The organism is Pseudomonas rustica (assembly GCF_049959085.1).
Classification (GTDB): Bacteria; Pseudomonadota; Gammaproteobacteria; order Pseudomonadales; family Pseudomonadaceae; genus Aquipseudomonas; species Aquipseudomonas rustica.
In genome coordinates this window covers 2,248,101-2,271,744 of record NZ_CP188200.1, presented here as the reverse complement: position 1 = coordinate 2,271,744, position 23,644 = coordinate 2,248,101, and the positions used below count along the sequence as shown (strand labels likewise).

The 23,644-nt window shown below is 55.4% G+C and carries 19 protein-coding genes and 1 pseudogene; 8 read left to right on the top strand and 12 right to left on the bottom strand.

The window, feature by feature from the left end; genetic code table 11:
• Positions 1 to 23 precede the first annotated feature (23 nt).
• On the top strand, positions 24 to 1,073 hold the full coding sequence (locus tag ACP3TY_RS10570; protein ID WP_212544486.1) for a YeiH family protein: 1,050 nt from the start codon (positions 24 to 26) through the stop codon (positions 1,071 to 1,073).
• A gap of 89 nt (positions 1,074 to 1,162) precedes the next feature.
• A complete protein-coding gene (locus ACP3TY_RS10565) occupies positions 1,163 to 2,536 on the top strand; it encodes a DUF1329 domain-containing protein (RefSeq protein WP_212544487.1) in 1,374 nt (457 codons plus the stop codon).
• Positions 2,537 to 3,404: 868 nt separating this feature from the next.
• Here the strand turns inward: ACP3TY_RS10565 and ACP3TY_RS10560 are convergent.
• The 5 genes from ACP3TY_RS10560 to napE are packed head-to-tail and all read right to left on the bottom strand — an operon-like array spanning position 3,405 to position 7,476.
• The gene (locus ACP3TY_RS10560; RefSeq protein ID WP_159814502.1) at positions 3,405 to 4,001 is read right to left on the bottom strand and encodes a cytochrome c3 family protein; all 597 of its coding nucleotides are present in this window, start codon (positions 3,999 to 4,001) and stop codon (positions 3,405 to 3,407) included.
• Between the two features lie 9 nt (positions 4,002 to 4,010).
• Positions 4,011 to 4,496, bottom strand: a complete 486-nt coding sequence (locus ACP3TY_RS10555) for a nitrate reductase cytochrome c-type subunit (RefSeq protein ID WP_159814501.1) — start codon at positions 4,494 to 4,496, stop codon at positions 4,011 to 4,013.
• 11 nt (positions 4,497 to 4,507) lie between these two features.
• On the bottom strand, positions 4,508 to 7,012 hold the full coding sequence (napA, locus tag ACP3TY_RS10550; RefSeq protein ID WP_159814499.1) for a nitrate reductase catalytic subunit NapA: 2,505 nt from the start codon (positions 7,010 to 7,012) through the stop codon (positions 4,508 to 4,510).
• Positions 7,009 to 7,269, bottom strand: a complete 261-nt coding sequence (locus tag ACP3TY_RS10545; RefSeq protein WP_426619909.1) for a chaperone NapD — start codon at positions 7,267 to 7,269, stop codon at positions 7,009 to 7,011. Before ACP3TY_RS10545 ends, napA begins: the two co-directional genes overlap by 4 nt.
• A gap of 30 nt (positions 7,270 to 7,299) precedes the next feature.
• Positions 7,300 to 7,476 carry a periplasmic nitrate reductase, NapE protein gene (gene napE / locus ACP3TY_RS10540; protein ID WP_159814494.1) on the bottom strand — a complete coding sequence of 59 codons (177 nt, stop codon included), beginning with the start codon at positions 7,474 to 7,476 and terminating at the stop codon, positions 7,300 to 7,302.
• A gap of 671 nt (positions 7,477 to 8,147) precedes the next feature.
• Here napE and ACP3TY_RS10535 point away from each other — a divergent pair.
• On the top strand, positions 8,148 to 8,507 hold the full coding sequence (locus tag ACP3TY_RS10535; RefSeq protein WP_426619908.1) for a hypothetical protein: 360 nt from the start codon (positions 8,148 to 8,150) through the stop codon (positions 8,505 to 8,507).
• Between the two features lie 221 nt (positions 8,508 to 8,728).
• Here ACP3TY_RS10535 and ACP3TY_RS10530 read toward each other — a convergent pair whose 3' ends face one another.
• Positions 8,729 to 9,097: a hypothetical protein gene (locus tag ACP3TY_RS10530; protein ID WP_426620457.1), complete on the bottom strand. Its 369-nt coding sequence runs from the start codon at positions 9,095 to 9,097 to the stop codon at positions 8,729 to 8,731.
• Between the two features lie 235 nt (positions 9,098 to 9,332).
• Here ACP3TY_RS10530 and ACP3TY_RS10525 point away from each other — a divergent pair, with 235 nt between their 5' ends.
• Together ACP3TY_RS10525 and ACP3TY_RS10520 are read left to right on the top strand one after the other, a co-directional pair.
• Positions 9,333 to 10,994, top strand: a complete 1,662-nt coding sequence (locus ACP3TY_RS10525; RefSeq protein ID WP_426619907.1) for an ATP-binding cassette domain-containing protein — start codon at positions 9,333 to 9,335, stop codon at positions 10,992 to 10,994.
• Between the two features lie 130 nt (positions 10,995 to 11,124).
• The gene (locus tag ACP3TY_RS10520; protein WP_426619906.1) at positions 11,125 to 11,685 is read left to right on the top strand and encodes a hypothetical protein; all 561 of its coding nucleotides are present in this window, start codon (positions 11,125 to 11,127) and stop codon (positions 11,683 to 11,685) included.
• Positions 11,686 to 11,841: 156 nt separating this feature from the next.
• Here ACP3TY_RS10520 and ACP3TY_RS10515 read toward each other — a convergent pair whose 3' ends face one another.
• Positions 11,842 to 12,207: a DUF6124 family protein gene (locus tag ACP3TY_RS10515; protein WP_426619905.1), complete on the bottom strand. Its 366-nt coding sequence runs from the start codon at positions 12,205 to 12,207 to the stop codon at positions 11,842 to 11,844.
• A 148-nt stretch (positions 12,208 to 12,355) separates the two neighbouring features.
• On the bottom strand, positions 12,356 to 12,721 hold the full coding sequence (locus tag ACP3TY_RS10510; RefSeq protein ID WP_426619904.1) for a DUF6124 family protein: 366 nt from the start codon (positions 12,719 to 12,721) through the stop codon (positions 12,356 to 12,358).
• Positions 12,722 to 13,983: 1,262 nt separating this feature from the next.
• Between ACP3TY_RS10510 and ACP3TY_RS10505 the strand changes: the two are divergent.
• A pseudogene (locus ACP3TY_RS10505) lies at positions 13,984 to 16,415 on the top strand (AAA family ATPase).
• Positions 16,416 to 16,765: 350 nt separating this feature from the next.
• Here ACP3TY_RS10505 and ACP3TY_RS10500 read toward each other — a convergent pair.
• Entirely contained in the window at positions 16,766 to 17,569 is an 804-nt protein-coding gene (locus tag ACP3TY_RS10500; protein WP_426619903.1) for a 2OG-Fe(II) oxygenase, read from the bottom strand.
• A 268-nt stretch (positions 17,570 to 17,837) separates the two neighbouring features.
• Here ACP3TY_RS10500 and ACP3TY_RS10495 point away from each other — a divergent pair, with 268 nt between their 5' ends.
• Positions 17,838 to 18,809 carry an AraC family transcriptional regulator gene (locus ACP3TY_RS10495; RefSeq protein ID WP_426619902.1) on the top strand — a complete coding sequence of 324 codons (972 nt, stop codon included), beginning with the start codon at positions 17,838 to 17,840 and terminating at the stop codon, positions 18,807 to 18,809.
• Positions 18,810 to 18,996: 187 nt separating this feature from the next.
• On the opposite strand, the gene ACP3TY_RS10490 is transcribed toward ACP3TY_RS10495, so the two are convergent.
• Positions 18,997 to 20,916, bottom strand: coding sequence for a tyrosine-protein phosphatase (locus tag ACP3TY_RS10490; protein WP_426619901.1), 1,920 nt, complete (start codon positions 20,914 to 20,916; stop codon positions 18,997 to 18,999).
• Between the two features lie 495 nt (positions 20,917 to 21,411).
• On the bottom strand, positions 21,412 to 22,335 hold the full coding sequence (locus ACP3TY_RS10485; RefSeq protein WP_212544502.1) for a carbon-nitrogen hydrolase family protein: 924 nt from the start codon (positions 22,333 to 22,335) through the stop codon (positions 21,412 to 21,414).
• A gap of 84 nt (positions 22,336 to 22,419) precedes the next feature.
• On the opposite strand from ACP3TY_RS10485, the gene ACP3TY_RS10480 reads away from it, so the two are divergent.
• On the top strand, positions 22,420 to 23,367 hold the full coding sequence (locus ACP3TY_RS10480; RefSeq protein WP_426619900.1) for a LysR substrate-binding domain-containing protein: 948 nt from the start codon (positions 22,420 to 22,422) through the stop codon (positions 23,365 to 23,367).
• Here ACP3TY_RS10480 and ACP3TY_RS10475 read toward each other — a convergent pair.
• A complete protein-coding gene (locus ACP3TY_RS10475) occupies positions 23,339 to 23,593 on the bottom strand; it encodes a hypothetical protein (RefSeq protein WP_053120827.1) in 255 nt (84 codons plus the stop codon). The two genes, ACP3TY_RS10480 and ACP3TY_RS10475, sit on opposite strands and share 29 nt — an antisense overlap.
• Positions 23,594 to 23,644 lie beyond the last annotated feature (51 nt).

Sequence of the window (23,644 nt, the reverse complement as noted above, 5' to 3'; positions counted from 1 at the left end):
ACTTTTTCGGGAACGTGACAGACATGAACAAAACAATAAAAAACCCAGCTTATGCCGCGCCGATCAGCGCGCCCCGGCAACTGCTCAGCCGTTGCCGACAGATCGGCCCCGGCCTGCTGGTGAGTCTGGCAATCGCCATGGCGTCAGCCTTTATCGCCGATCATTACGGAGGCCCGACGCTGCTCTATGCCCTGCTGTTCGGCATGGCCTGTCACTTTCTCAGCGAGGATGGCCGCTGCCTGCCGGGCATTGAATTCGCCGCACGCGCCCTGCTGCGCATCGGTGTTGCGTTGCTCGGGGCGCGAATTACCCTGGGGCAGATGGGATCGCTGGGCTGGGAAACCGTCCTTGCTGCGGTGTGCGCAGTGGCCGCGACGATTTCCATCGGCTGGCTGCTGGCGCGGATGTTGGGTGTGCGCGCCGATCTTGGCGTGTTGACCGGCGGTGCGGTGGCGATCTGCGGCGCGTCGGCAGCATTGGCGATCTCGGCGATTTTGCCCAAACACAAAGACAGCGAGCGCGATACGTTGTTGACCGTGGTCGGTGTGACCAGCCTGTCGACCGTGGCGATGATCACCTATCCGATCATCAGCAAACTGTTGGGATTGTCGCCCGAGCAGGCCGGGATATTTCTCGGCGGCACGATTCACGACGTGGCTCAGGTGGTCGGCGCCGGCTACATGATTTCGCCGGCGACCGGTGACATCGCCACGGTGGTGAAACTGTTGCGTGTGGCGTTGCTGGTGCCGGCGGTGGTGGTCATTGCCTGGATGTTTCGCCGTCAGCACAAAGCCTCCTCTGACAACAACCGACGGCTGCCGATGATCCCCGGATTTCTCCTGGCGTTTGTTTGCCTGGTGGCGATCAACAGCGGTGGCTTGCTGGCGCCCTCGGTGTCCGACGCGATGAATGAATTGTCGCGCGGCTGTCTGGTGATCGCCATCTCAGCGCTGGGCCTGAAAACCTCGCTGCAAAAACTCGCCTCGGTCGGTTGGCGACCGATTGCCCTGCTGGTCGGTGAGACGGTGTTCCTTGCCGCACTGGTTATCGGCCTGTTGTTCCTCAGTCGATAAATCGCTTTTTTCTAACTGCGCTTCACCCACATCACCTCGTTCAACCGAGGTGCGAACTTCAACGCGATCACAATCATGAGTACCCCACCATGAAAACAACAAAAACACTCGCGCATATCGCTACTTTGAGCCTTTCGTTGCTGGCCACTGGTGTCATGGCCAAGGTTTCTCCCGAAGAAGCCGCGCAGTTGGGCACGACGCTGACGCCGATGGGCGCGGTGAAAGCCGCCAATGCCGACGGCAGCATTCCGGCCTGGAGCGGTGGCTTGCCGACCAGTGCCGGCAGCGTCGATGCCAAGGGTTTCTTGAGCGACCCGTTCGCCAATGAAAAAGCGCTTTTTGTGATCACCGCGGCCACCGCCGAAAAGTACAAAGACAAGCTCACGGCCGGGCAACTGGCGCTGTTCAAGCGTTACCCCGAGACCTACAAAATCCCGGTCTACCCGACGCATCGCACGGCGTCCGCGCCGGCGGACATTTATTCGGTGATCAAAAACAGCGCGGTCAAAACCGAGGAAGTCGACGGCGGCAATGGCCTGAGCGGTTTTAGCGACACGCGCTACTACGCGTTTCCTATTCCGAAAAACGGCGTTGAAGTGCTGTGGAATCACCTGACCCGCTATCGCGGCGGCAACCTCAACCGCTTGGCCACCCGTGTTCAGCCGCAAGCCAACGGCGACTTCAACATGGTGCAACTGGAGGACGAGATTTCCTATCCGCGCGAACTGCCTGACCTCGACAAGAGCAAAGCCGAAAACATCCTGTTCTATTTCATCCAGCGCATCACCGGGCCTGCGCGCCTGGCGGGCAATGTGCTGCTGATCCACGAGACCATCGATCAAGTCAAAGAACCCCGCGATGCCTGGCTGTACAACGCCGGCCAGCGCCGCGTTCGCCGTGCGCCACAAGTGGCCTACGACGGCCCGGCCACTGCCGCCGATGGACTGGCGACGACTGACAACTACGACATGTTCAACGGCGCGCCCGACCGTTACACCTGGGAACTGGTCGGCAAAAAAGAACTGTATATCCCCTACAACAGCTACAAGCTCGACTCGCCGAACCTCAAGTACGCCGACATTCTCAAGGCCGGCCACATCAACCAGGATCTGACGCGATATGAACTGCACCGCGTCTGGGAAGTGGTGGCCAAACTCAAACCGGGCGAGCGCCACATCTATGCGGTTCGCCACATGTACTTCGATGAAGACACCTGGCAACTGGCGGAAGTCGACCACTACGACGGTCGCGGCCAACTCTGGCGCGTCGGCGAAGGCCACGCCCAGCAGTACTACCACAAGCAAGTCCCGGGCTACACCGCCGAAGCGCTCTACGACCTGCAATCGGGTCGTTACTCGGTGCTGGGCTTGAAGAACGAAGAGAAACGCAGCATCGAGTTCGGCGCAACGGCCTCGGCAGCCAGCTACACCCCGGCGGCACTGCGCCAGGCTGGCGTTCGTTAGCAGGTGTAGGGGCTGAGCTTGCTCGCGCAGATGTCGGCAGATCCAACAACACGGTGCCTGATACACCGCTTTCGCGAGCAAGCTCGGCTCCCACAGGGGATTTGTGTTCTGACTCAGATTTTGTGTACGACAGAAAATCTGTAGGAGCTGAGCTTGCTCGCGAAAGCGGCGGCACATCCAACATCACTGGGGCTAACACACCGCTTTCGCGAGCAGGCTCACTCCCACAGGGGATTTGTGTTCTGACTCAGATTTTGTGTACGACAGAAAATCTGTAGGAGCTGAGCTTGCTCGCGAAGGCGACGGCACATCCAACATCTTCTTGGCTGACACACCGCTTTCGCGAGCAGGCTCACTCCCACAGGGGATTTGTGTTCTGACTCAGATTTTGTGTACGACAGAAAATCTGTAGGAGCTGAGCTTGCTCGCGAAGGCGGCGGCACATCCAACACCAATGTGGCTAACACACCGCTTTCGCGAGCAAGCCCGCTCCCACAGGGGATTGGTGTTCTAACTCAGATTTTGTGTACGACTGAGAAACCTGTGGGAGCGAGCTTGCTCGCGAAGGCGGCGGCACATCCGACATCAATGTAGCTGACCCACCGCTTTCGCGAGCAAGCCCGCTCCCACAGGGGATTTGTGTTCTGACTCAGATTTTGTGTACGACAGAAAATCTGTAGGAGCTGAGCTTGCTCGCGAAGGCGGCGGCACATCCAACATCACTGTGGCTGACAAACCGCTTTCGCGAGCAAGCTCGGCTCCTACAGGGGATTTGTGGTGCGTCTCGGGTTTTGTGTACGACAGGGAAACCTGTAGGAGTGAGCCTGCTCGCGAAGGCGACAGCCCGATCAACAATAATCTCCCTGAATCACCACCCCTTCACCCCACTCATGTCCGGCAACTTATGCGCAATGCCCTTATGGCAATCAATGCATGTCGCCTCGCCATTCGCCAGCGCTGTCGAGTGCATCGCCGCCGCGCGTTTGCCCTGGCGGGTAAAGTCCATGAACTCGAAGTTATGGCAGTTCCGGCACTCGCGTGAATCATTGGCCTTAAGCCTCGCCCATTCATGCTCCGCCAGTTCACGGCGCAGTGTGAGGAACTTGTCGCGGGTATCAATCGTGCCAAACAACTTGCCCCACACTTCCTTCGACGCCTGCATCTTGCGCGCGATCTTATGTGTCCACTCATGCGGCACGTGGCAATCCGGGCAACTGGCGCGCACGCCGGAACGGTTGGTGTAGTGGATGGTGTCCTGCAACTCGACGTACACGTTGTCGCGCATCTCGTGGCACGAAATGCAGAACTTCTCGGTATTGGTCATCTCCAGTGCGGTATTGAAACCGCCCCAGAAAATAATCCCGGCAACAAACCCGCCCAACGTCAAAAACCCCAGGCTGTAATAAACGCTCGGCCGACAGAGGATGCCCCAGTAATCCTTAAGCAGGGCGAACAGTGCTTTCATGGCGCCTCCTCAAGGTTTCTGCGCAGCATTGGCGTCGTCTTGCAGGATCTTGTCGATGGTCTCAAAGCTGTTGCCCACCAGCGGCTGTACCTCTTTTTGCGGCACGTGGCACTGGTTGCAGAAGTAGCGACGCGGTGACACCGCCGCCAATGCCTGGCCATCGCGATCCATGTAATGCGTGATGCTGATCGCGGTCGCCTGACTGCGCGCACTGTTTGCACGGCTGTGACACGACAGGCATTTGTTGCCGTTTTTGTCGATCTGATAGCCGCGAATGCTGTGCGGAATCGTCGGTGGTTGATCCGGGTAATTGCGCTCGCGCTTGAGATCCTTGTTCTCGTCGTTAGCAATCGGCGGCGCGGGCGAGTTCTGGGTGATGGTGCCGCCCAGACGCCGGCCGTCGGGGGCCGGGGCATCCAGCGGGTAATCGACTTCGGCGGCAATCGTCACGCCGATCACGGCGAGCAATACCCACGGCAGGATTCGAAAAGGCATCACGGTTCTCCTCAAGCCGCGCTGATCAACTCGATGCGGATGGCGCATTTTTTGTAGTCGGTCTGCTTGGAGATCGGGTCAGTGGCGTCGAGCGTGACTTTGTTGATCAACTTGTTGGCGTCGAAAAACGGCACGAAGACCAATCCGCGCGGCGGTTTATTACGCCCGCGCGTTTCAATGCGCGCACGGATTTCCCCGCGTCGGCTGATCAGCTTCACCTCGCTGCCTCGCCGCGCCTTCAAGGCTTTCGCGTCCTCGGGGTGCATGTAAACCAGCGCATCCGGCACCGCTTTATAGAGCTCCTCGACCCGTTGCGTCATGGTGCCCGTGTGCCAATGTTCAAGCACCCGACCGGTGCTCAACCAGAACGGGAAATCCGCATCTGGCGCTTCCGCCGGCGGCTCGTAAGGCAAGGCGAAGATGATCGCCTTCTTGTCCGGATACCCGTAAAACTGCACTTCGCTGCCGGCCTCGACATACGGATCGAGCCCTTCGCGATAGCGCCAACGGGTTTCCTTGCCATCGACCACCGGCCAGCGCAAACCGCGTTCGTCGTGATAACGATCGAAGGCCGCGAGGTCATGACCGTGGCCGCGACCGAATTGCGCGTACTCCTCGAACAGACCTTTCTGCACGTAAAAACCGAAGGCCTTGGCCTCGTCATTTTTGAAGCCGGCCACAATCTGCTCGACCGGGAACTGGTCGACCTGACCGTTCTTGAACAGCACCTCGAACAGGCTTTTGCCCTTGTACTCCGGCGCACTCGCCAGCAACTCGGCAGGCCAGACTTCATCGGTGGTGAAGCGCTTGGAAAACTCCATCAACTGCCACAGATCCGACTTCGCATCACCCGGCGCGCTGACCAACTGATGCCAGAATTGCGTACGCCGCTCCGCGTTGCCAAACGCGCCCTCCTTCTCCACCCACATTGCGCTGGGCAGAATCAGATCGGCAGCCTGGGCCGACACGGTCGGGTAAACATCCGACACGATCACGAAGTTGTCGGGCTTGCGCCAACCGGGCAGCACCTCCTGCATGATGTTCGGCCCGGCGTGCATGTTATTGCTGGCCTGCGTCCAGTAAACATTGAGCACGCCGTCCTTGAGCATGCGGCTCTGCTGCACCGCGTGGAAGCCGACTTTCTCCTGAATCGTGCCAGCCGGCAGCTTCCAGATCTTCTCCGCCGTGGCTCGGTGTTTGGGATTGGTCACCACCAAATCTGCCGGCAAACGATGGGAAAACGTTCCGACTTCGCGCGCGGTGCCACAGGCCGAAGGCTGGCCCGTCAGGGAGAACGGACTATTGCCGGGCTCGCTGATTTTGCCGGTAAGCAAATGGATGTTGTAGATCAGGTTGTTGGCCCAAACCCCGCGCGTGTGCTGGTTGAACCCCATCGTCCAGAACGACACGACCTTGCGTTTAGGGTCGGCATACAACTCGGCAAGGCTCTTGAGCCGCTCAGCGGAAACACCGGTTTCTTTCGCCGTGCGCTCCAGCGTGTAGGGTTTGACGAACGCGGCGTATTGCTCGAACGACATGTCCGTCCACGTGTTGGCCTTGTCGGCATTTTTCGCCTGTTTCTCCCGTGGATCGTCCGGGCGCAAGCCGTAACCGATGTCATCGGCACCTTTGGCGAAGCGCGTGTGTTTGCTGATGAAATCCTGATTCACCGCGCCGGTTTCGATGATGTGATTGGCGATGTAATTGAGGATCAGCAGATCGGTTTGCGGCTTGAACACCATCGGGATATCGGCCAGTTCAAAACTGCGATGCTCGAAAGTCGACAGCACCGCGACCTTCACATTCGGCTGGCTCAAGCGCCGGTCGGTCACGCGACTCCAGAGAATCGGGTGCATCTCAGCCATGTTCGAACCCCAGAGCACAAAGGCGTCCGTGACTTCGATGTCGTCGTAACAGCCCATCGGTTCATCCGCGCCAAACGTGCGCATAAAACCCATCACCGCCGAGGCCATGCAGTGGCGCGCATTGGGGTCGATGTTGTTGCTGCGAAAACCGGCCTTCATCAACTTGTTGGCGGCGTAGCCTTCCCAGACCGTCCACTGCCCGGAACCGAACATGCCCACGGACTCGGGACCTTTGGCTTTCAGGGCCTGCTTGAATTTCTCCTCCATGATGTCGAAAGCCTTGTCCCAACTGATCGCCTGAAACTCGCCCTGCTTGTCGAACTTGCCGTCCTTCATGCGCAACATCGGCTGGGTCAGACGGTCGACTCCGTACATGATTTTCGACAGAAAATAGCCTTTCACGCAGTTCAAGCCACGGTTGACCTCGGCCTTGACGTCGCCATGGGTGGCCACGACTTTGTTGTCGCGCGTCGCCACCATCACACTGCAGCCCGTGCCGCAGAACCGGCACGGCGCCTTGTTCCAGTCCAGCGTGACCATGTCGGCTTCGGTAATCAGATTGCTCGCCGACGTGACAATCGGCAGCCCGGCCGCCGCTGCCGCAATCGCAGCGGCCTGGGCTTTGACGAATTCGCGGCGCGACATGCTCATTGGGAGCCTCCTGCGGGTTCGAGGAGTTCGTGATAGATCAACGCGGCGTTGAGCACACCGGGCAAGTTATTGATCTGTTCAATACGTTGCAGGATCTGGTTTTCGTGCGTGGCTTCAAGTACCACCACGAGTTTTCCGGCAGCACTTTCATGATGCAATTCCAGACCGTCCAACAAACGCAAGTTGGCTTTAACCGCATCAAACAGTTCTGGCCGGGCAAGTACCACAAGGCTGGCGATATGCAGCGCTTCTTCCATGTGCTGACTCCAACAGAGTGCTGAGGACGATCAGTTAGGCGGCCCGGGCGGGCCATAAAGCATTTGGAAAAACCAGATCATGAAACCGTAACCACCGACGATGGCGATGGAAAGCAATGGAAACAGGCACACGACCAGGAAAAGGAATAGACGCGTTTCCTTGCGGCGCTGAGTTTTTGGCTCATTTGGCTCGTTGAGTGTTGGCATTGGTATGCCTCCAGCCTGATGGGGAATCAGACTAGAACAGTTGGCAAAAACACAACGGCGAGTGAGGGGTTTTAGCGATCAATGGCAACTTTATAAGTTGGGTTAGTGCGATTGGGTTTAGCCGCTGAAGTTGTTAAAGCTTTTAGCAACTAAACACCGCGCACCGCGTTTCATTCGCAACTAATAAAATTTCTTATTAAAGGAAACTGAGCTTCGCCCTACCCCAAATTCCGAGTACAACCCCAACCCCTGTAGGAGCCGAGCTTGCTCGCGAAAGCGCCAGTACATCCAACATCACCTAACCTGACACACCGCCTTCGCGAGCAAGCCCGCTCCCACAGTAAATTTGTGGTGTGCCCCGAATTCTCTGTTCGGCACAAAACTCCTGTAGGAGTGAGCCTGCTCGCGATAGCGTCCATCCAGCCAACATTACTATTGAATGACCCACCGCCATCGCGAGCAGGCTCACTCCTACAGGGGATTCGTGGTGTTCTCCCGAGTTTAGTGTGCGACTGAGAAACCTGTGGGAGCGAGCCTGCTCGCGAAGACGCCAGCACATTCAACACCTAAACAACTAACCCACCCTGCCCAGTCGCAACAATGGAAAACCACCCCCACCCTGCTAACCTCACCCCAACCCCGCTAAGCATCCCCCACCACTGGATACCTCGATGAACTTCCGATGTCCTGACTGCAACCATCTCGTCAGCCACATCCCGCCCACCCACAAATGCCCCGACTGCGGCCACTTCTCCCACGACTGGCTCATCGACGACTGGGAAAGCTTTGCCGCCATCAAACGCAGGCACATCCACTACAACCTCATCATCATGGGCCTCGTCCTGATCAACATCCTGGCCGCCATCCTTTACCAATCCACCAACCCCTTCCAGTGGCTGATCAACCTGATCTTCCTCCCCGCCTTCATCAGCTGGATCCTCTGCCGCAAGCAGCTCAGCCAAAAAGCCCACTACAAAGGGCATAAAGGCAACGTGGTATTCCCATGGTTCGCAGGCTTCGGCGGGCTATAACTAATCGCCCACCCCTGTAGGAGTGAGCCTGCTCGCGATAACGTCTATCCAGCCAACATCAACATTGAATGACCCACCGCCATCGCGAGCAGGCTCACTCCTACAGGGATTTTGCATGCTTACCCAGCCCCCAAACCCGCCACCAACACTGTGGGAGCGGGCTTGCCCGCGAAGGCGTCAGCCCATCCAACCCAAATCCAACAGCCATAAATCCCGCTCAACTACTCCCCAACAACCTCAACATAACTCGACTCCCCACCCCCACTCGCCCCCGACAGCCAGCCCCAGACAAAACTCAACGTCGTCCGCCCCGCCTCATCAACCCCCACCGTCCCCCGCGACCAACCGGAAAGCATCTCGCCCTCCGTCGTCAAACAATGGAAAAGCAGCTCAATCGTATCGACCCCAGTGACCCGGCCAACCTGATGCCCCGCACGAATCCGACCGCCCTGATAAGTACTCAAAATGCCTGAGCCCTCGACACGGTAATGAAACACCGTATCAGCCCCCGACAACCCTTGCGCGTTGTTCGCTACGGCAAATCGACGGTCGTGCAAACGCTCGGTGATTTGTGAAAAAGCAGATTCCATAAAGGCTGCGTCCTTGTGTTCAGAGTTTCCGTTCCGATTGCCGATCATCCTAACCCAACGTCCGACCATCATTGGAAGGTGCCCGCCACTCAAGCGCAAAAACTACAACATCGCAGGCAATCGCCTACAGCCACCTCGGATCTCACCGACTTGTTTGTCCTCAGGTCAAACCCTATCGTTGAACGCTTGCCGCAACCCAAGCAACTCGCTTTAACCCCATCAAGAACGGATTCATATGAACTGGGTCAGCCATTACCTGAAAAGTTTCAAAATAATCTCGAACAACTATCGATGGTTTACCGCCAGCTTCATCGCGGTATCCACACTGTTCATACTCTGCAGTGCCCTTAATTCCTTGCTTCCAATACTACTGAGAAATGCCGCGAACACCTTTGACGGCGCTCCGAACGCAAGCACCCAATTCCTCTTATTCGCAGGTTGCTACGCCTTACTCTGGACAGTCTCACAAGTGCTTTCCAGCGTCCGCGGCGTCTTTTCGGCGTGGATACTCGCCAAGTGCGACGCGACTCTTTACGAAACCATCCTCACCCGAATTTTTCAGTACGCTCACAGCAAACAGCGAACGCTCGACCCTGGCTATGTGGCGGCTGACATCAATCGATCGGCCAGCAGTTTCAGCCTGATCACTGTTGGCGTTTTCTGGACCATCGTTCCTATCGCAGTTGAAATCATCGTCGCCATCAGCGTGCTTTACACCATCATGGGTGCGGCTTACGCGATGCTGTTTCTCGTCGCCTGCGTCGCACTGACATCCCTGGCCATCTACGTCGCCAAGTCCAGTTCAAGCATTCATCGCGCCTTGTTTGAAGCCGACAACAACCTTTCAAGCTATACCGTCGAAAGGCTTGGCAGGGTTTACGACATCAAGATCAACAACAGCCTGCCCAAGGAACTCGCTCTTGGCCGAACCTTCTTCGACAACTACGTCAAAACCATCAGAGACGCCAACCTTCGCATGGGCATTCGGATTGCCTGCCAAGGCTTGGCCATTGGCGCCGTAGTGACATTTTTCATACTGTTATCCGGCCTGTACTACCGCACGAATTTTACGGCTGGCGATTTCATCATGATCGTTGGATACATCACCCTGTTCACCCTGCAACTCCATCTATTGGCGGGCACACTGTTCAACCTTCAAGCCCACCTCATATCGTTGAACGACGGCATCAAATACATCGAAGAAGACATTAAAGAGCAGTACCACCCGAAGCATCACGCAGACGTCGAAGGCTTTACGCTCACAGGCGTAACACTGGCAAAGGACAACAGAACCATCCTGAACAACATCAACGGTCAGTTGATGTCTGGCGTAAATATCATTTCAGGAAAATCCGGCGCGGGAAAAACAACGCTGATAAACATTCTTTTGGGTCTCGAAGAATCCCATACAGGAACGGCCCTCTACAGAGGACACCGGATCAGTGAGGCACTCACCGAACACATACTGTCAGAGGTTTCCGTCGCGCCGCAAAAACCGGTTCTGGTGTCCGGTACGCTCGAAGATAACCTGCTGTATGGCGCTGGTGATGTATGCCAAAACAGGCTGAAGGAAATTGTCGAACTGCTCGGATTCACACGGCAAGGCACTGACGCTGACGCTTTGCTGGCAACAGTAATAGACGTCGCCGGCAGCGGATTGAGTGGTGGTGAGAGACAGCGAATCGCCATCGGCCGGGCGATATTAAGAGACAAGCCCACGCTGATACTGGATGAACCCACTGCCGCGCTTGATGAACGAACCGCGCACAAAATCGTTGAATGGCTCGCCCTGCATACACGCAACTTGATCATCGTCACCCATGACGAAAAGCTGAAAAAGAAGTACGGCATAAAAATAGAATTGAATGAGACCACCGCTGACTCTGTTCAGGTGTGACCCCGCGGAGTGCAAAAATCAGGATCGCCGGGTGCCAAGGCAACTTGCCCAAACGCTTTTCCACGCTAAATTTAAGGTCAGTGACAACAACGACCCCGCCCTCGCCCAGTACGAATCCACGGGAGGCTTGATGAACAACTTCCCGATCGTGGCCACCGTTCTCTCGATGATCCTCGGCCTCTCCGTCACTCGCCTCCTGCTCGGCGCTCTCACGGTATTCCGCATCCGCCGCGTGGCCGCGCCAGACTGGGTGCCGCTGGTCTGGGCGGTGATGCTATTCACCACGCAACTGGAATTCTGGTGGGCCGTCAACGCACTGTCGACGGTCAAACAGACCTTCTCGTTTCTCGAGTTTTTACTGCTGGTGATGCTGACACTGTCGCTGTTTGTCACGGCCGCATTATTGCTGCCGAGCCGTAGCGAGGATGAGCAGAGCGGATTGCGTGTCTACTTCGAACAGGATGGGCGATATGCATTGCTGTCGCTGTCCACGTATCTGTGCCTGGGAATGGTCGTCAACGTCATGTTGTTCGACGCCTCGCCTTTAGCACTGTGGGGCCTGCTGGACGTGATCATGATTGTATTGCCAATCTGCGCGTTCTTCGCGCGATCGCGTAAAGGCTATACGACCATCACCCTGGTCTACGTGCCTCTGAGCGTGATCGACTTCATCATTTCGCTGGCGACCTAACGCCCCAGAATGCATCTAAAACCTACTAACCTCAGGGGTAAAGCCTTTTGTGGCGAGGGAGCTTGCTCCCGCTGGACTGCGAAGCAGGCCCCGTTTTGAAAAGCCAGATCCCCCAACTCCCCAGCAAGAGCAAGCCCCTCACCACAAATGACTGCCCTAAGCCGAAGCCTTCAGCTCGACATTATCCAGCGCCTTATTCACCGCCAACTCCCCCAACATCACAACCTGCGCAATCCCCAACAACGTATTGCGATTCGGCCCCTCCAACATCCCGGCAAAATCCCCAAGCATCACCGTCGCCGAGGCCAAAGACTCACACGCATTGACCAGCAAAGTCTCAGTATCGGATTGCGGATTAACCATGAACAAAGTGCTGGGGCTATACGGCGTGGCCATGATCTTCTCAGGCGCCAGATAATGATCGAGCGCCCGCTCCGCCGCATCGTGAAGCTTCCTAGAATCGAACGATTCATATGGCGACGCCGGATCCGTCACCGGCGCCTTCGATGGTGTAGTGCTCATCAAACAAAACTCCAATCAGCAAACAGCAAATAAACCCCTGTAGGAGCTGCCAAAGGCTGCGATCTTTTGATCTTCTTCTTACAACCAAACGCAAAATCAAAGGATCGCAGCCTGCGGCAGCTCCTACACGGCGATCGCGGCGGAATCACTAGTGCGGCAAGCGACGGCCATCCAGCACTCGATTGACCATAAGCTCACTCAGCATGATCACCTGATGCAGCATCAACAGCGCCCGGCGTTGTGAGTTATCGACGTCATTGCCGATATCACGCGCCATGTCGCTGGCGGCGGCTAACGATTCACAAGCTTCGACGAGCAGGGTTTCTTCGTCCACGGCGGGGTCGACCAGGAAGATCTGGCTGGTTTTGCGGGAAGGGATTGAGAGTTTCAGTGCGTCGGGGTTGAGGTAGAAATTGATGGCGCGTTCGGTCGCCTCTTTTATCTTTTGAGGTTCGAGCGTTGGGTCGTACGGGATCGGATCGGCGTCCGGTGGGTTTGGCGTGACTTTGAACATAGATGAAGCTCCGTATCAATAAAATAGGAGCCATCACCCTCGCTACCAAACGATGGGTGGCGGCCATGCGCGGGTTGGTAGACCGGTCGATACGGAACCCGGCGCTCACGAATGAGCCCCACGCATGTCCACCATAGAAGCGCAGCCGAAAATGACTGCATATGGTGGTGCAATACGGACGTATCAAAGCGGGCTACCAAACCCGATCACTGTTTTGCAGTGACCGGGAAACGATATAGCCCGCCCCCATAGCGCGTATGCCGGGGGATTCTGGAGTACGCGTAGGCAACGGCGCAAGGCGCTGTAGCCTTTATGGCGTAACGGGTTGTGTAAATTAAACCTGCTTGAGGAGTTACGTTTACCCGTGGGAAATGTCCGTGCCTGCATGAGCTTCGTCCTTAAGTTCAAACGAACCGTCCTGACCCAATGCGGCCGCTTGGGGGGACTGATGCCAGCAAAAAATATCACCGCAGAGATCAGACCTAGCTTTCGATGTAACTAACTAAGCACATAACTTCACTTATATTTCTAAGCCGAACAGTAATCTCTCCGGATCCATTCTCTTTTCCGCTGGGGAATCTTCCAAAAACTTCCTTACGCGAGAATTTTGGCAACCGGAGGCATGGTTTCCTGAAATAGAACAGCATCCACTTTTGGTTCGGGATGAATGCGAAATAGCAGTCGTCGTCACGGAAGAAACGAAAATCTTGGATGTGCCCGTGCGAGCCTGGGTAGCAGTCATAGCCTTTCAGCGTTGATGCCCATCCAACCATATAAAAAAACGCGTGTTTTACCTCGGGAGTACTCAAGATCTCGTAGTATTCCCGGTAGACATCACTGCTTTCAGCCCCGCGCAGCATCTTGCAATCTCCCGATTTCTGGATAGCAGTTGCCCTATAGTGTAGCTAGCCAGCTGTGATCGTCACCAGTCTTTAAGGTTCAGGGAGCCAAGCACCGGAGAGCACTCTGGCACACAACCTACCGAGGGCTTTCTACCAAACGGAGGATCAGTTGAATTCAACCAATGCCTTCTGAATAGCTGACTACCATCAGTAGTAGACGTGAGCGACTGCTACAAAGCTCCCCCTTCTTAAGCAAATTTGTGCCCACTCCACCTTTTATCGATTTCTGCGTTGGAGTACAGATCATTAATTGCGCAAAAAACGTCTTAGGAGGAGGGGTAATACCAAATGTGAGCAGTGTTTGAATTTTGACGTCAAGTAATATTCCGTAACATCAGATTTTTCTGCTCCTTGCTTCTCATGCGCGCATACATGTGCCAAATTGGTCACATGGCCAATCTGCCATCATTGGGCGAGCACAGGGAGCAAGTGATGTTCACAAAAATAACCAAGATAAAAAATTGGGCAGTTTTTAAGAATTTTGACTGGGACGCTACTGTTAGGGATGAAGGCCGAACCGTAGGAAAATTTAAAAAACTTAATATAATTTATGGTCAGAATTACTCGGGAAAAACCAGCCTCTCAAGAATATTTCGAACCCTTGAGCTTAAAAAGAAGCACGAAAAATACCTCAGTTCGGAGTATAGCTTTTCAAGCGAAGGAGCTTTAGCGCTCAACCATAATAACTTAGACTCCTGCCAACACAACGTTCGAGTGTACAACAAAGACTTTGTTGACGATAATCTTCGATGGCTTTCTAACCCCGACGGAAGTATTAAACCGTTCGCTGTGCTCGGAGACGAAAACATTGCACTCGAGAAAGAAATTGAAGAAAAAGAAAGTGCAATAGGCTCTGTAGATATTGCAGGCAGCCTTCGGCATCAGGCCAAATTAGAAGCAGACGATATCGACAAGATCCGAAAGCGAGAACGTGATGCCCAATCATCACTAGATGGAAAACTTCGCGACAAAGCTAACGGCTCAATTAAAACAAACCCTATTTACAGGCAATTCACCTACACAATAACCAACATAAAGTCAGACATAGCAAAACTAGAAAAAAAACCTCAAGAAAATCTAACCCCAGAGAAACAAGCCGAGCTAATTACACTTCTGAGTGAACAGGCAAAGCCAGAATTGAAATTTGACGAAACCTTCACTAGCAAAATAAATACATTTTTTGGCGAAGCGCGAACTCTTCTCAACAAGGAAATCAAGCCGACTCAAACCATACAAGAACTCATAAATGACGCCCTATTGCAAAAGTGGGTTCGCGATGGTATTGAAACCCATAAGAACATCCGTTCATCATGCGCCTTTTGTGGCAACCCTATATCACCGGTACTGTGGGAAAAATTAGAAGCTCACTTTAGCAAAGAGTCCGACGAACTCAGAACTGCCATTGACTCACTTATAATAAAGATAGATTTAGCCCGAAAAGGAACACCTAAATCCCTTCCAATAAAACAGTCAGATTTATACAAAGCATTCCAAGAAAGATATTCACAACTAAGTGAAGACTTCATTAAGGCATCTGAAACATACGAAAACGATCTAGACCTTATATCGACAACTTTAGCTTTACGCAAAAACGATATTTTCCGTACATTCCCCACACCGACCCTGAGTAATGAAAAAACCGAAATAGGCGCAATATACAACTCAATCTCAGCGATAGTTAAAGAGCATAATCAAAAAACCACCACTCTGGACAACGACCAAGAAGCCGCTAGAATTGGACTCCGACTAGACGAAATAGCAAAATTCGTTAATGACATTTCTTACTACGCCGAACTAAATAGCATAGCCGACCTTACCAATGAAATCGCCAGCAAAAATGAAACGACGAACGAAACAATTAAGAATATAAATATTTTAACCAGAGAAATACAAACCTTAAAAAACAAACTAAAAGATGAACGAAGAGGAGCAGAACGAGTAAATCACTTCCTCGAGAATCACTTTGGCCACACAGGATTAAAACTTTTAGCACAAGACAATGAAGCTGTTACAGAGATAAATTTCAGAATATTCAGAGGGGATTCTCCCGCAGAGAATCTCAGCGAGGGCGAATGTAGCCTCGTAGCGTTCTGCTATTTCATCGCAAAACTTGAAGAAGTTGAAACACAGGGTAAAGAACTAATTATATGGATAGATGACCCTATTTCAAGCTTAGACAGCAACCATATTTTTTTCGTATATAGTTTGATTGAACACGTACTAGCAAGCCCAGTAAAAATCCCCAATCAAAAAAATACATACAAGTACAGCCAACTTTTCATTTCCACTCACAATCTTGACTTCCTCAAATACCTAAAAAACTCTCCAAACCGAAAGACGACTATGAATACTTTCTGTTGGAGCGAGTACATGAGGAGAGTCATCTAAAACTCATGCCAAAATACCTAAAAAATTATGTCACCGAATTCAATTATTTATTCAGCAAAGTACATGCATGCGCAAATTCAACAGCAACCGAAATTGGACACGAAACGTTTTACAATTTTGGCAACAATCTAAGGAAATTCTTAGAGGCATACCTGTTTTATAAATTCCCAAACAACAAAACAAACGATGAGAAACTAACACTATTTTTCGGCGGCGATACGATAGCAACGAACCTAGCAAACAGAGTCAACAATGAACTTTCACATCTGGAAGAAATATTTGATCGAAGCATGAGACCGCTAGATATCCCAGAAATAACTAGACTCGCTAACTTTGTGCTAGAAACAATAAAACATAAAGACCCAGAACAATACCAAGCTCTTATTGAGAGCACCAACCTCTAGGCTCTTTTGCCCTGATGAGACAGGATCAAACATCCTGTCTTATCAGGCTCAGGCATAGGCCTATCGCCTCAGCAAACATAGCTTTTCCGTATATGACCTTTCTGACATGCAGGTACTCAACAGAAATTCGCCTCTGACAATCGCATCCGAAATAATCACCCTATTCTTGCAAAAATCGATAAAGCTTGCCCATCCAATCTGTTATCCGCCAGTAAGCCCGCTACTATAAACTTCAGCTTTAAACCTATGCGACGGAACATTTCTAAAGCAGAAAAAAAGCATCTTAAAGAGTCTCTGAACTCCAATCAAAAACAGTAAAAAAGCAGCACACAACTATAAACGCTCGCCCCTCACACTTTCTTTTTAAAAAGCTTACTCAAGTAATACCCCAAACTCCACCGATCCTTCGGCCGCGGCTTATAGTGCGTTTTATTCCTCTGCCCCGGCTCCCCACCCACCCCACTCGCCGTGTAGTAATACAGCGCAATCGACCGTCGAGTAATGTGCTCCGGCGTAGTCAACGGCTCCGGATGCCCATGGTTACTATCCTTATCCGTATTAAAAATCACACACCGGTTATAAACCGGCAGCACCTTCTTCAGGCATTTCTTCATCCCCACATCCCAAAGCTCCAGGTTGCCCCCGTACTCCTCCTGCCAGTCCTCAGTCAGGTAAATAATCACGTTCAACCGTCGCTCAACGTTGAGCTTTTTATTCAGCCGAAAGTCCGAGTGCACGCCCAGGAAGCCGCCGGTTTTGGTTTCGTGTAGGCCGCCGCCCGCGAAGTAAGGATCTGGAATCAGGCCTTGGATGCCGGTGAGTTTTTCGAGGAATTCCAGCATCGGTGCGGAGTTGAAGGTGTTGAAGACGTTCTTCAGGTAGGGGCTGCAGGCGTTGGGGCTGATCTGGCGTTTGAGTTGGCCTTTGTAGCCGCGCTCGTAGATTTGTTCGTTGTTGGTCGGTTCGACCGGGAAGTGTTGGCGGATGCTGGCGATGACGTCGGCTTGCAGGAAGTTGTCGATGACGATGTGCGGGAATGGTGTGGCTTGGGTGTATTCGCTGGTCAGCGATTCGCCGAAGGCGCTGGCGGCGTTTTGGTCGAAGTCGAGTTCCGGGGTCAGGGTGATGGGGAGTGTTTGCGTGTTGGCTTGCATTGCCGCTCCAATGTTCTTCAAGTCTTTCAGGTCACGTTAAACAGGGCCAGGCGCTCGGCGCGGAGCCGCTGTTTGTTCGCTGGGTACAGTGGCGAGCAGGTTGCCATGTCGGCAATGGCCTGCCGAGTGTACTTTTCCGAAACGTGCTGTGGCGCTGTAACGACATGTTTCCGGCTGTCACAAACTGGTCATATTTCCTCTGCTAATCTCCTCGGCGCCCTACCCCTACACCCCTGTCCTAGAGCCCCCAAACGAAGGTGCCGCCACGGTGTTTCCGACTCCCGTTCGCCAGCAAATTATCCTGCGCTCCGACAACCTCCGTTCGGACGATTTCGGTGCTCTTTTTTCGAAGTTGTTTGGTAATCGCTATGCCGATAATCCGCCGCTACCGTCGAACATCATTATTGGTGGGGTTTACGGGCGGCACGATGGTGTGAGTTTTCGGCGGATGCATTATCACGGCGACTTCACGGTGTCTTTTCCGGATCAGCAGGATGAGATTACGTTTGTCATTCCTACGGCGGGCAAGATTGTTTTTAACCATGCGACGGAGTCTGTTGGCGTCACGCAGGTGGGGCTGGCGATTGATAAGGCTGAGATTCGCTCGATGCGGTTTTTTGATGATCATGCGCATCATGGGATGTCGGTGAGTCGGCATCAGTTGACGGAGCGGTTGTCGGCGCTGTTGGGTAAACCGATTTTGGAAAGGATTGTGTTTGAGCCGAGTGTGAATCTGGAGTCGGCGGCGTTTCAGGGGATCAAAGCGCTGATTGATCTGGCGACGGGCGCGGAGTTTGATGCGCTGATCAACAGCGGGACGTTGATGCCGTCGCGGTTGCGCGAGATGTTGATTGATGCGGTGCTGGAGGCGTGGCCGCACAATTTCACCGAGGCGCTGCGGCGGCCGGCGCCGATGGTCGCGCCACGGCATGTGAAGTTGGCGGTGGAGTTTATTCAGGCGCATCCGGAGCAGTTGGTGAGTGGTGTGGATCTGGCGCGGTTGAGTAATGTGAGTCAGCGGGCGTTGCAGGAGGGGTTTCGGCGGTTTGTCGGGACGTCGATTGTGGCGTATCAGCGGCAGGTGCGGCTGGAGCGGGCTTATGAGGTGTTGGCGCGGCGGGATTCGGGGTCGGTGACGGAGGTGGCGTTGCGGTTTGGGTTTAGTAATGTGGGGCGGTTTTGTCAGTATTTTCAGGGGGCTTATGGGGTGAGTCCGGCGGAGTTTCGGGCTCGGGGGTGATCCTTTATTTGCCTGGGACACCATTGTGGCGAGGGGATTTATCCCCGATGGACTGCGGAGCAGGCCTGATTCTTTGGGGCCGCTGCGCGGCCCAGCGGGGATAAATCCCCTCGCCACAGGTTTTGTATCAGGCTTATGGATTTGAGTCTGTCTCTCAGATTTTGGGGTCGTCCTTGACCTTGGGTTTTTAGAAGGCGTAGCTGGCTTTTAGGCCGCCGTTGAAGCCGTGGCTGTCGCCGCCGCCATTGGCACCCACTTCTGCGCCCAGGCTCAGGGCGCCGAGGTTGGCCATGACGTTTACCCCGCCAGTGAACTGGTCGCGGTTGTCGAAGGCGGCGCGTTGTTCGATATCCAGCCCTAGCAGGTGGCTTTGGCTGTCGACTTCGTTATCCCCCAGTGTGCGTTCGTAGCCCACTTGTACGCCCGGCACCAGTTGCCATGCGCCCATCGCCACCGGGGCGAAACCGACGTTGAGGTTGGCGACGGCGCTGCGGCGGGTGGCGGTGTTGTCGTCGACGTCGAGGGCCAGTTCGCTGCCCTTCTCTTTGAAGCCGTTGAGGTCGAGGTGGCTGACTCGGAAACCGAGGCTTGGCTCGAAAACCATGCCGTTGACCGGGGCGCGGTAGCCGAGGGCCAGCGTAGCACCGGTGAGGTTGCCGTGGGTGTCGCCCTTCGCTGAGCCGAGGCCGCCGCCGAGGTCGCGTTTGCTGTCGTAGTCGATGTAGCCGGCGCTGGCGTTGGCGTCGAGGAACAGGCCTTGTTCGAGGCTGGTGAAGCCGTAGCGGGCGCCGACGTTGAGGAAAGTGAAGTCGGTGTCAGCTTCGCCACCCGCACCGCCGACGGTGCCTTTGCTGTAGCCGAAGCCGCCGCGTGCGCTGAGTTGTTCGCTGAAGCGTTGCGTGCCCCCGACCATCAGGCCTTGGCTGTGTTCGTTGCTGCTTTCGGCGTGGGACGAGCCGTCGGTGCCGAGGTAACCGGCCAGCGCGGTCGTCCACAAGCGGTATTGGCCGACCTTGAGGTCGGTGCCGCTGGCGAACGGTGCGGCGGCTTGTTCGATCATCGCGTTTTGGCGCAGCAGGTAGCTCGCGGCGTCGGCGTACACCTGGCCGCCGACCTGGGATTCGACACCGCCGAGGGTGCCGGCGTCGATGGCCGATTGCAGGTAATAGTTGTAGGCGCTGTAGGTGCCGGACAGATTGGTGTTCTGCAATTCGCGGAGCAACTCGGCGCCGGCAGCGGCGTTGCCGATCAGTCCGGCCTGACCCGGCAGGCTGTTGTATTCGACGAGTTTGCCGCGCAGGACGTAGATGGTTTCCTGCGAGAGGCCGAGGCCTTGTTTGAGGTAGTTGTCCATCGTGCCGTATTGCGCGGTGACTTCGTCGAGACCGGCCTGCAAGTAGCTGGCCTGCACGCCGAGCAGCGGCCCGTAGACAGCGGCCATGCTTGGCGGCATCGCTTTCAATGTGGCGGCGACGCGGGCGGCGGTGTAGTCGTTGGTCGCCAGGTAGTTGGCCATGATTGTTGCGTTGTCGACACCGGCGATGCTTTGCAACACGGCGGCGGTCCAGCCGGTGCGGTCTTTACCGGCGGTGCAGTGGAACAGTTGCGCGGCGTCGACGCTGGCCAGCGCGTTGAATAGCGTGCCGAACTGGCTGCGCATGCCGGCATCGTTGACGAAGGCACGGTTGGTCTGTTCCATCATGGCCACGGCGTCGGCGGCGCTGTTGAAACTGATGTTGGTGATGTTGGAGCCGGAGGTGGTGGCGCCGATGATGTCGATGTTTTGGTAATTCGCGCCGTTGAGCATGGTGTCCGGCGTGCCGGCGATTTCGCTCGGGGTGCGCAGGTCGTAGACGGCTTTGATGCCGAGGCTGTTGAGCGTCGCCAAGTCTGCCGCCGACGGCGTGATCGCGTTGGAGCGGTAGAACACGCCCGCGCGCATGGTGCCGTCGTGGGCGGTGGAATAGGCAGTGGTGATGCCGGCGACATCGCGGAAGTTGTCGATGCTTTTCAAGCGCGGCGTGTCGAGGGGCACAGACTCGGCAGCGTGAGCAGCGGCGATGGACAGGCTCAGTACGGACAGCGAACACACAAGACGTTGAAACACGGTGCAGCCTCATTGTTTAAGCGTTGGGCTGCTGACTATGCGGAGCGAAGTGATACTGGATATGACAGTTTCAGTTTGTCGCGAAATGGCTGCGCGATTGGGCCATCCGGTGCGTGATTGGGCTGTGGGGGTATAAGTTTTGGGGTGTCAGTTGGGTTGGTTGTTGGCTGGGATACCGCTTTCGCGAGCAAGCTTGGCTCCTACAGGGATTGTGTGTGTCTGTTGGATGTATGAGCACCGCTGAACATTGTAGGAGCTGAGCTTGCTCGCGAAAGCGGTGGGTCAGCGACGGTGATGTCGACTGGCATACCACTTTCGCGAGCAAGCTCGGCTCCTACAGGGATTGTGTGTGTGTCTGTTGGATGTATGAGCACCGTTGAATATTGTAGGAGCTGAGCTTGCTCGCGAAGGCGGTGGGTCAGTGACGGTGATGCTGGCTGACACACCGCTTTCGCGGGCAAGCTCGGCTCCTACAAAGTCCGCGGTGGTTTGGGGTTATTGGGTGAACCGCACGCCTGGTTTGGCGCGTTCGTCGACGCTGAGTTCGAAGATGTCCGGGCGGGCGTAGTGGCCGACGACATCGTAGTCGTAACGCGCGCGGATCAAATCATCCGTGTCGATTTCTGCGCTGATCAGCCCGGCTTCATTGCGCAACGGCCCGGCCAGAACGTCGCCCATCGGCCCGATGATCACGCTGCCGCCGGCAATCAATGGGCGCTCGGCGGGCCAGTTGGCAACGTCCACACCCAACTCGCGCGGCGACGCCTGCACCTGGCACGCACTGACCACAAAACAGCGCCCTTCATGAGCAATGTGGCGCATGCTGACCTGCCACATTTCACGCTCATCCACCGTCGGCGCGCACCACACTTCTACGCCCTTGGCGTACATCGCGGTGCGCAGCAGCGGCATCATGTTTTCCCAGCAGACCACCGCGCCGAGCTTGCCCACCTGCGTGTCGAGCACCGGCAGCGTCGAGCCATCGCCCTTGCCCCAGATCAGCCGTTCAGTACCGGTCGGCATCAGTTTGCGGTGCTTGCCGACCAAACCCTCGTGCGGATCGATATACAGCACCGTGCAATACAACGTGCTACCCGCGCGCTCAATCACGCCGATCACCAGATTGGCGCCGGTGCGCGCCGACAAACCGGCCAGCGCTTCAGTCTCGACACCCGGCACATCGATGGCGTTGGCAAAATACCGCGCATACGCTTCGCGCCCTTCCGGCAAGCGATAGCCCAATTGCGTACCAAAACCCTCGCCTTTCGGATAACCACCGAGCAGCGCTTCCGGCATCACCACCAATGCCGCGCCGGACTCAACGATGGCCGCTTCATAACTAAGAATCTGTTCGAGGGTTTCGCCTTTGCCACCCGGCAAGGAGCCGATTTGCAGCGCAGCAACAATTGATTTGGCCATCTCGCTTCACTCCATAAGATCAGGTGTTGCTGATTCTCCGGCCGCACGGGATCATGAATAAAGCCCGATTCACTGCTGAATGATATGAGCCCTATGAATATCGCCACCGTCGACCTCAATCTGCTGAAAGTCTTCGAAGCCCTGCATGAAGAGTCCAGCGCCAGCCGCGCCGCGCTGCGTCTGGGCGTGACGCAATCGGCGGTCAGTGCAGCGTTACGGCGTTTGCGCGATGTGTATGGCGATCAATTGTTCGTGCGTACCGGGCGCGGTCTGGCGCCAACGCTTAAGGCCAATCAGTTGAAACCGGTGGTCAGCGAGGCGCTGAACAAATGTCGGCAGAGTCTGGCGATGGTCGACCCGACCACGCAGGAGTACGAGGGGCGCTCGGTGACGGTGGGTCTGTCGGATGATTTCGAGATCGCTTACGGCCGGCGCCTGATCGAGGAAATTGCCCGCAGCGCGCCGAAGTTGCGCCTGATCTTCCGCCAGACCCACAGCCAGATCGTCGCCCGCGATCTGATGGAGCGCAGCATCGATCTGGCGATCACCGCCGGCGGTTTTGCCGAGCGACTGCTCAGTCGTCAGGTGCTGGGCGAAGGCGGTTACGCGTGCCTGGTCGATCCCGCGAGCCTGGCGCCCGGTCAGCAGCAGATCGACCTACAAGAATTTGTAGCGCGCGAGCACTTGCTGGTGTCGTCCGGGGGATTTATCGGGATTACCGATGAGGGGTTGGCGGCGCTGGGTTTGAGTCGTCGGGTCTGCGCCTCGACCACGCATTTTGCCGCGCTGCCTTATCTGCTCAAGGGCAGCCAGGCAGTGGCGACCATCCCGACGCACGCTGCCGAGAGTATCGCGGCGATCAGCGGGCTGACGTTGCTGCCCTGCCCGCTGCCGTTGCCGCGCTATCCGATCGAACTCGGCTGGCGCACCAGCACACAGATCGATCCAGTGGTGGTGAAGGTTCGCGAGGCGATTGCCGCCACGTTCACACCGGGCAAAGGCGTTACTTGTTCGCCGCCATCAGGCGATTGACTTCACTGCGCACCATGTTGGCGAATTCCGGCGGCGACATCGTGTCCAGTTCCGAGCGTACCCATTCCGCCCATTTGCCTTTGCGCTTGCCGCGCTCGCCGAACAAACGCGCGGCTTCGCCTTTGGCTTTGCCCAGATTGTTCTGCCAGAGTTCGAACAGACGGGATTTCTCGTCCTCGAGCGCCGCGCGCTCAGCGAGGGATTTGTCGGCCAGATTGAAACTCATGGGGATTTATCCTGCTGCGTAAAATGGCGACATCTTACACGCTCGGCGGAA

Coding starts and splice junctions, on each gene's coding strand:
- ACP3TY_RS10570 (WP_212544486.1), top strand. CDS start 24: ATGAACAAAACAATAAAAAACCCAGCTTATGCCGCGCCGATCAGCGCG.
- ACP3TY_RS10565 (WP_212544487.1), top strand. CDS start 1,163: ATGAAAACAACAAAAACACTCGCGCATATCGCTACTTTGAGCCTTTCG.
- ACP3TY_RS10560 (WP_159814502.1), bottom strand. CDS start 4,001: ATGAAAGCACTGTTCGCCCTGCTTAAGGATTACTGGGGCATCCTCTGT.
- ACP3TY_RS10555 (WP_159814501.1), bottom strand. CDS start 4,496: ATGCCTTTTCGAATCCTGCCGTGGGTATTGCTCGCCGTGATCGGCGTG.
- napA (WP_159814499.1), bottom strand. CDS start 7,012: ATGAGCATGTCGCGCCGCGAATTCGTCAAAGCCCAGGCCGCTGCGATT.
- ACP3TY_RS10545 (WP_426619909.1), bottom strand. CDS start 7,269: ATGGAAGAAGCGCTGCATATCGCCAGCCTTGTGGTACTTGCCCGGCCA.
- napE (WP_159814494.1), bottom strand. CDS start 7,476: ATGCCAACACTCAACGAGCCAAATGAGCCAAAAACTCAGCGCCGCAAG.
- ACP3TY_RS10535 (WP_426619908.1), top strand. CDS start 8,148: ATGAACTTCCGATGTCCTGACTGCAACCATCTCGTCAGCCACATCCCG.
- ACP3TY_RS10530 (WP_426620457.1), bottom strand. CDS start 9,097: ATGGAATCTGCTTTTTCACAAATCACCGAGCGTTTGCACGACCGTCGA.
- ACP3TY_RS10525 (WP_426619907.1), top strand. CDS start 9,333: ATGAACTGGGTCAGCCATTACCTGAAAAGTTTCAAAATAATCTCGAAC.
- ACP3TY_RS10520 (WP_426619906.1), top strand. CDS start 11,125: ATGAACAACTTCCCGATCGTGGCCACCGTTCTCTCGATGATCCTCGGC.
- ACP3TY_RS10515 (WP_426619905.1), bottom strand. CDS start 12,207: ATGAGCACTACACCATCGAAGGCGCCGGTGACGGATCCGGCGTCGCCA.
- ACP3TY_RS10510 (WP_426619904.1), bottom strand. CDS start 12,721: ATGTTCAAAGTCACGCCAAACCCACCGGACGCCGATCCGATCCCGTAC.
- ACP3TY_RS10500 (WP_426619903.1), bottom strand. CDS start 17,569: ATGCAAGCCAACACGCAAACACTCCCCATCACCCTGACCCCGGAACTC.
- ACP3TY_RS10485 (WP_212544502.1), bottom strand. CDS start 22,335: ATGGCCAAATCAATTGTTGCTGCGCTGCAAATCGGCTCCTTGCCGGGT.
- ACP3TY_RS10480 (WP_426619900.1), top strand. CDS start 22,420: ATGAGCCCTATGAATATCGCCACCGTCGACCTCAATCTGCTGAAAGTC.
- ACP3TY_RS10475 (WP_053120827.1), bottom strand. CDS start 23,593: ATGAGTTTCAATCTGGCCGACAAATCCCTCGCTGAGCGCGCGGCGCTC.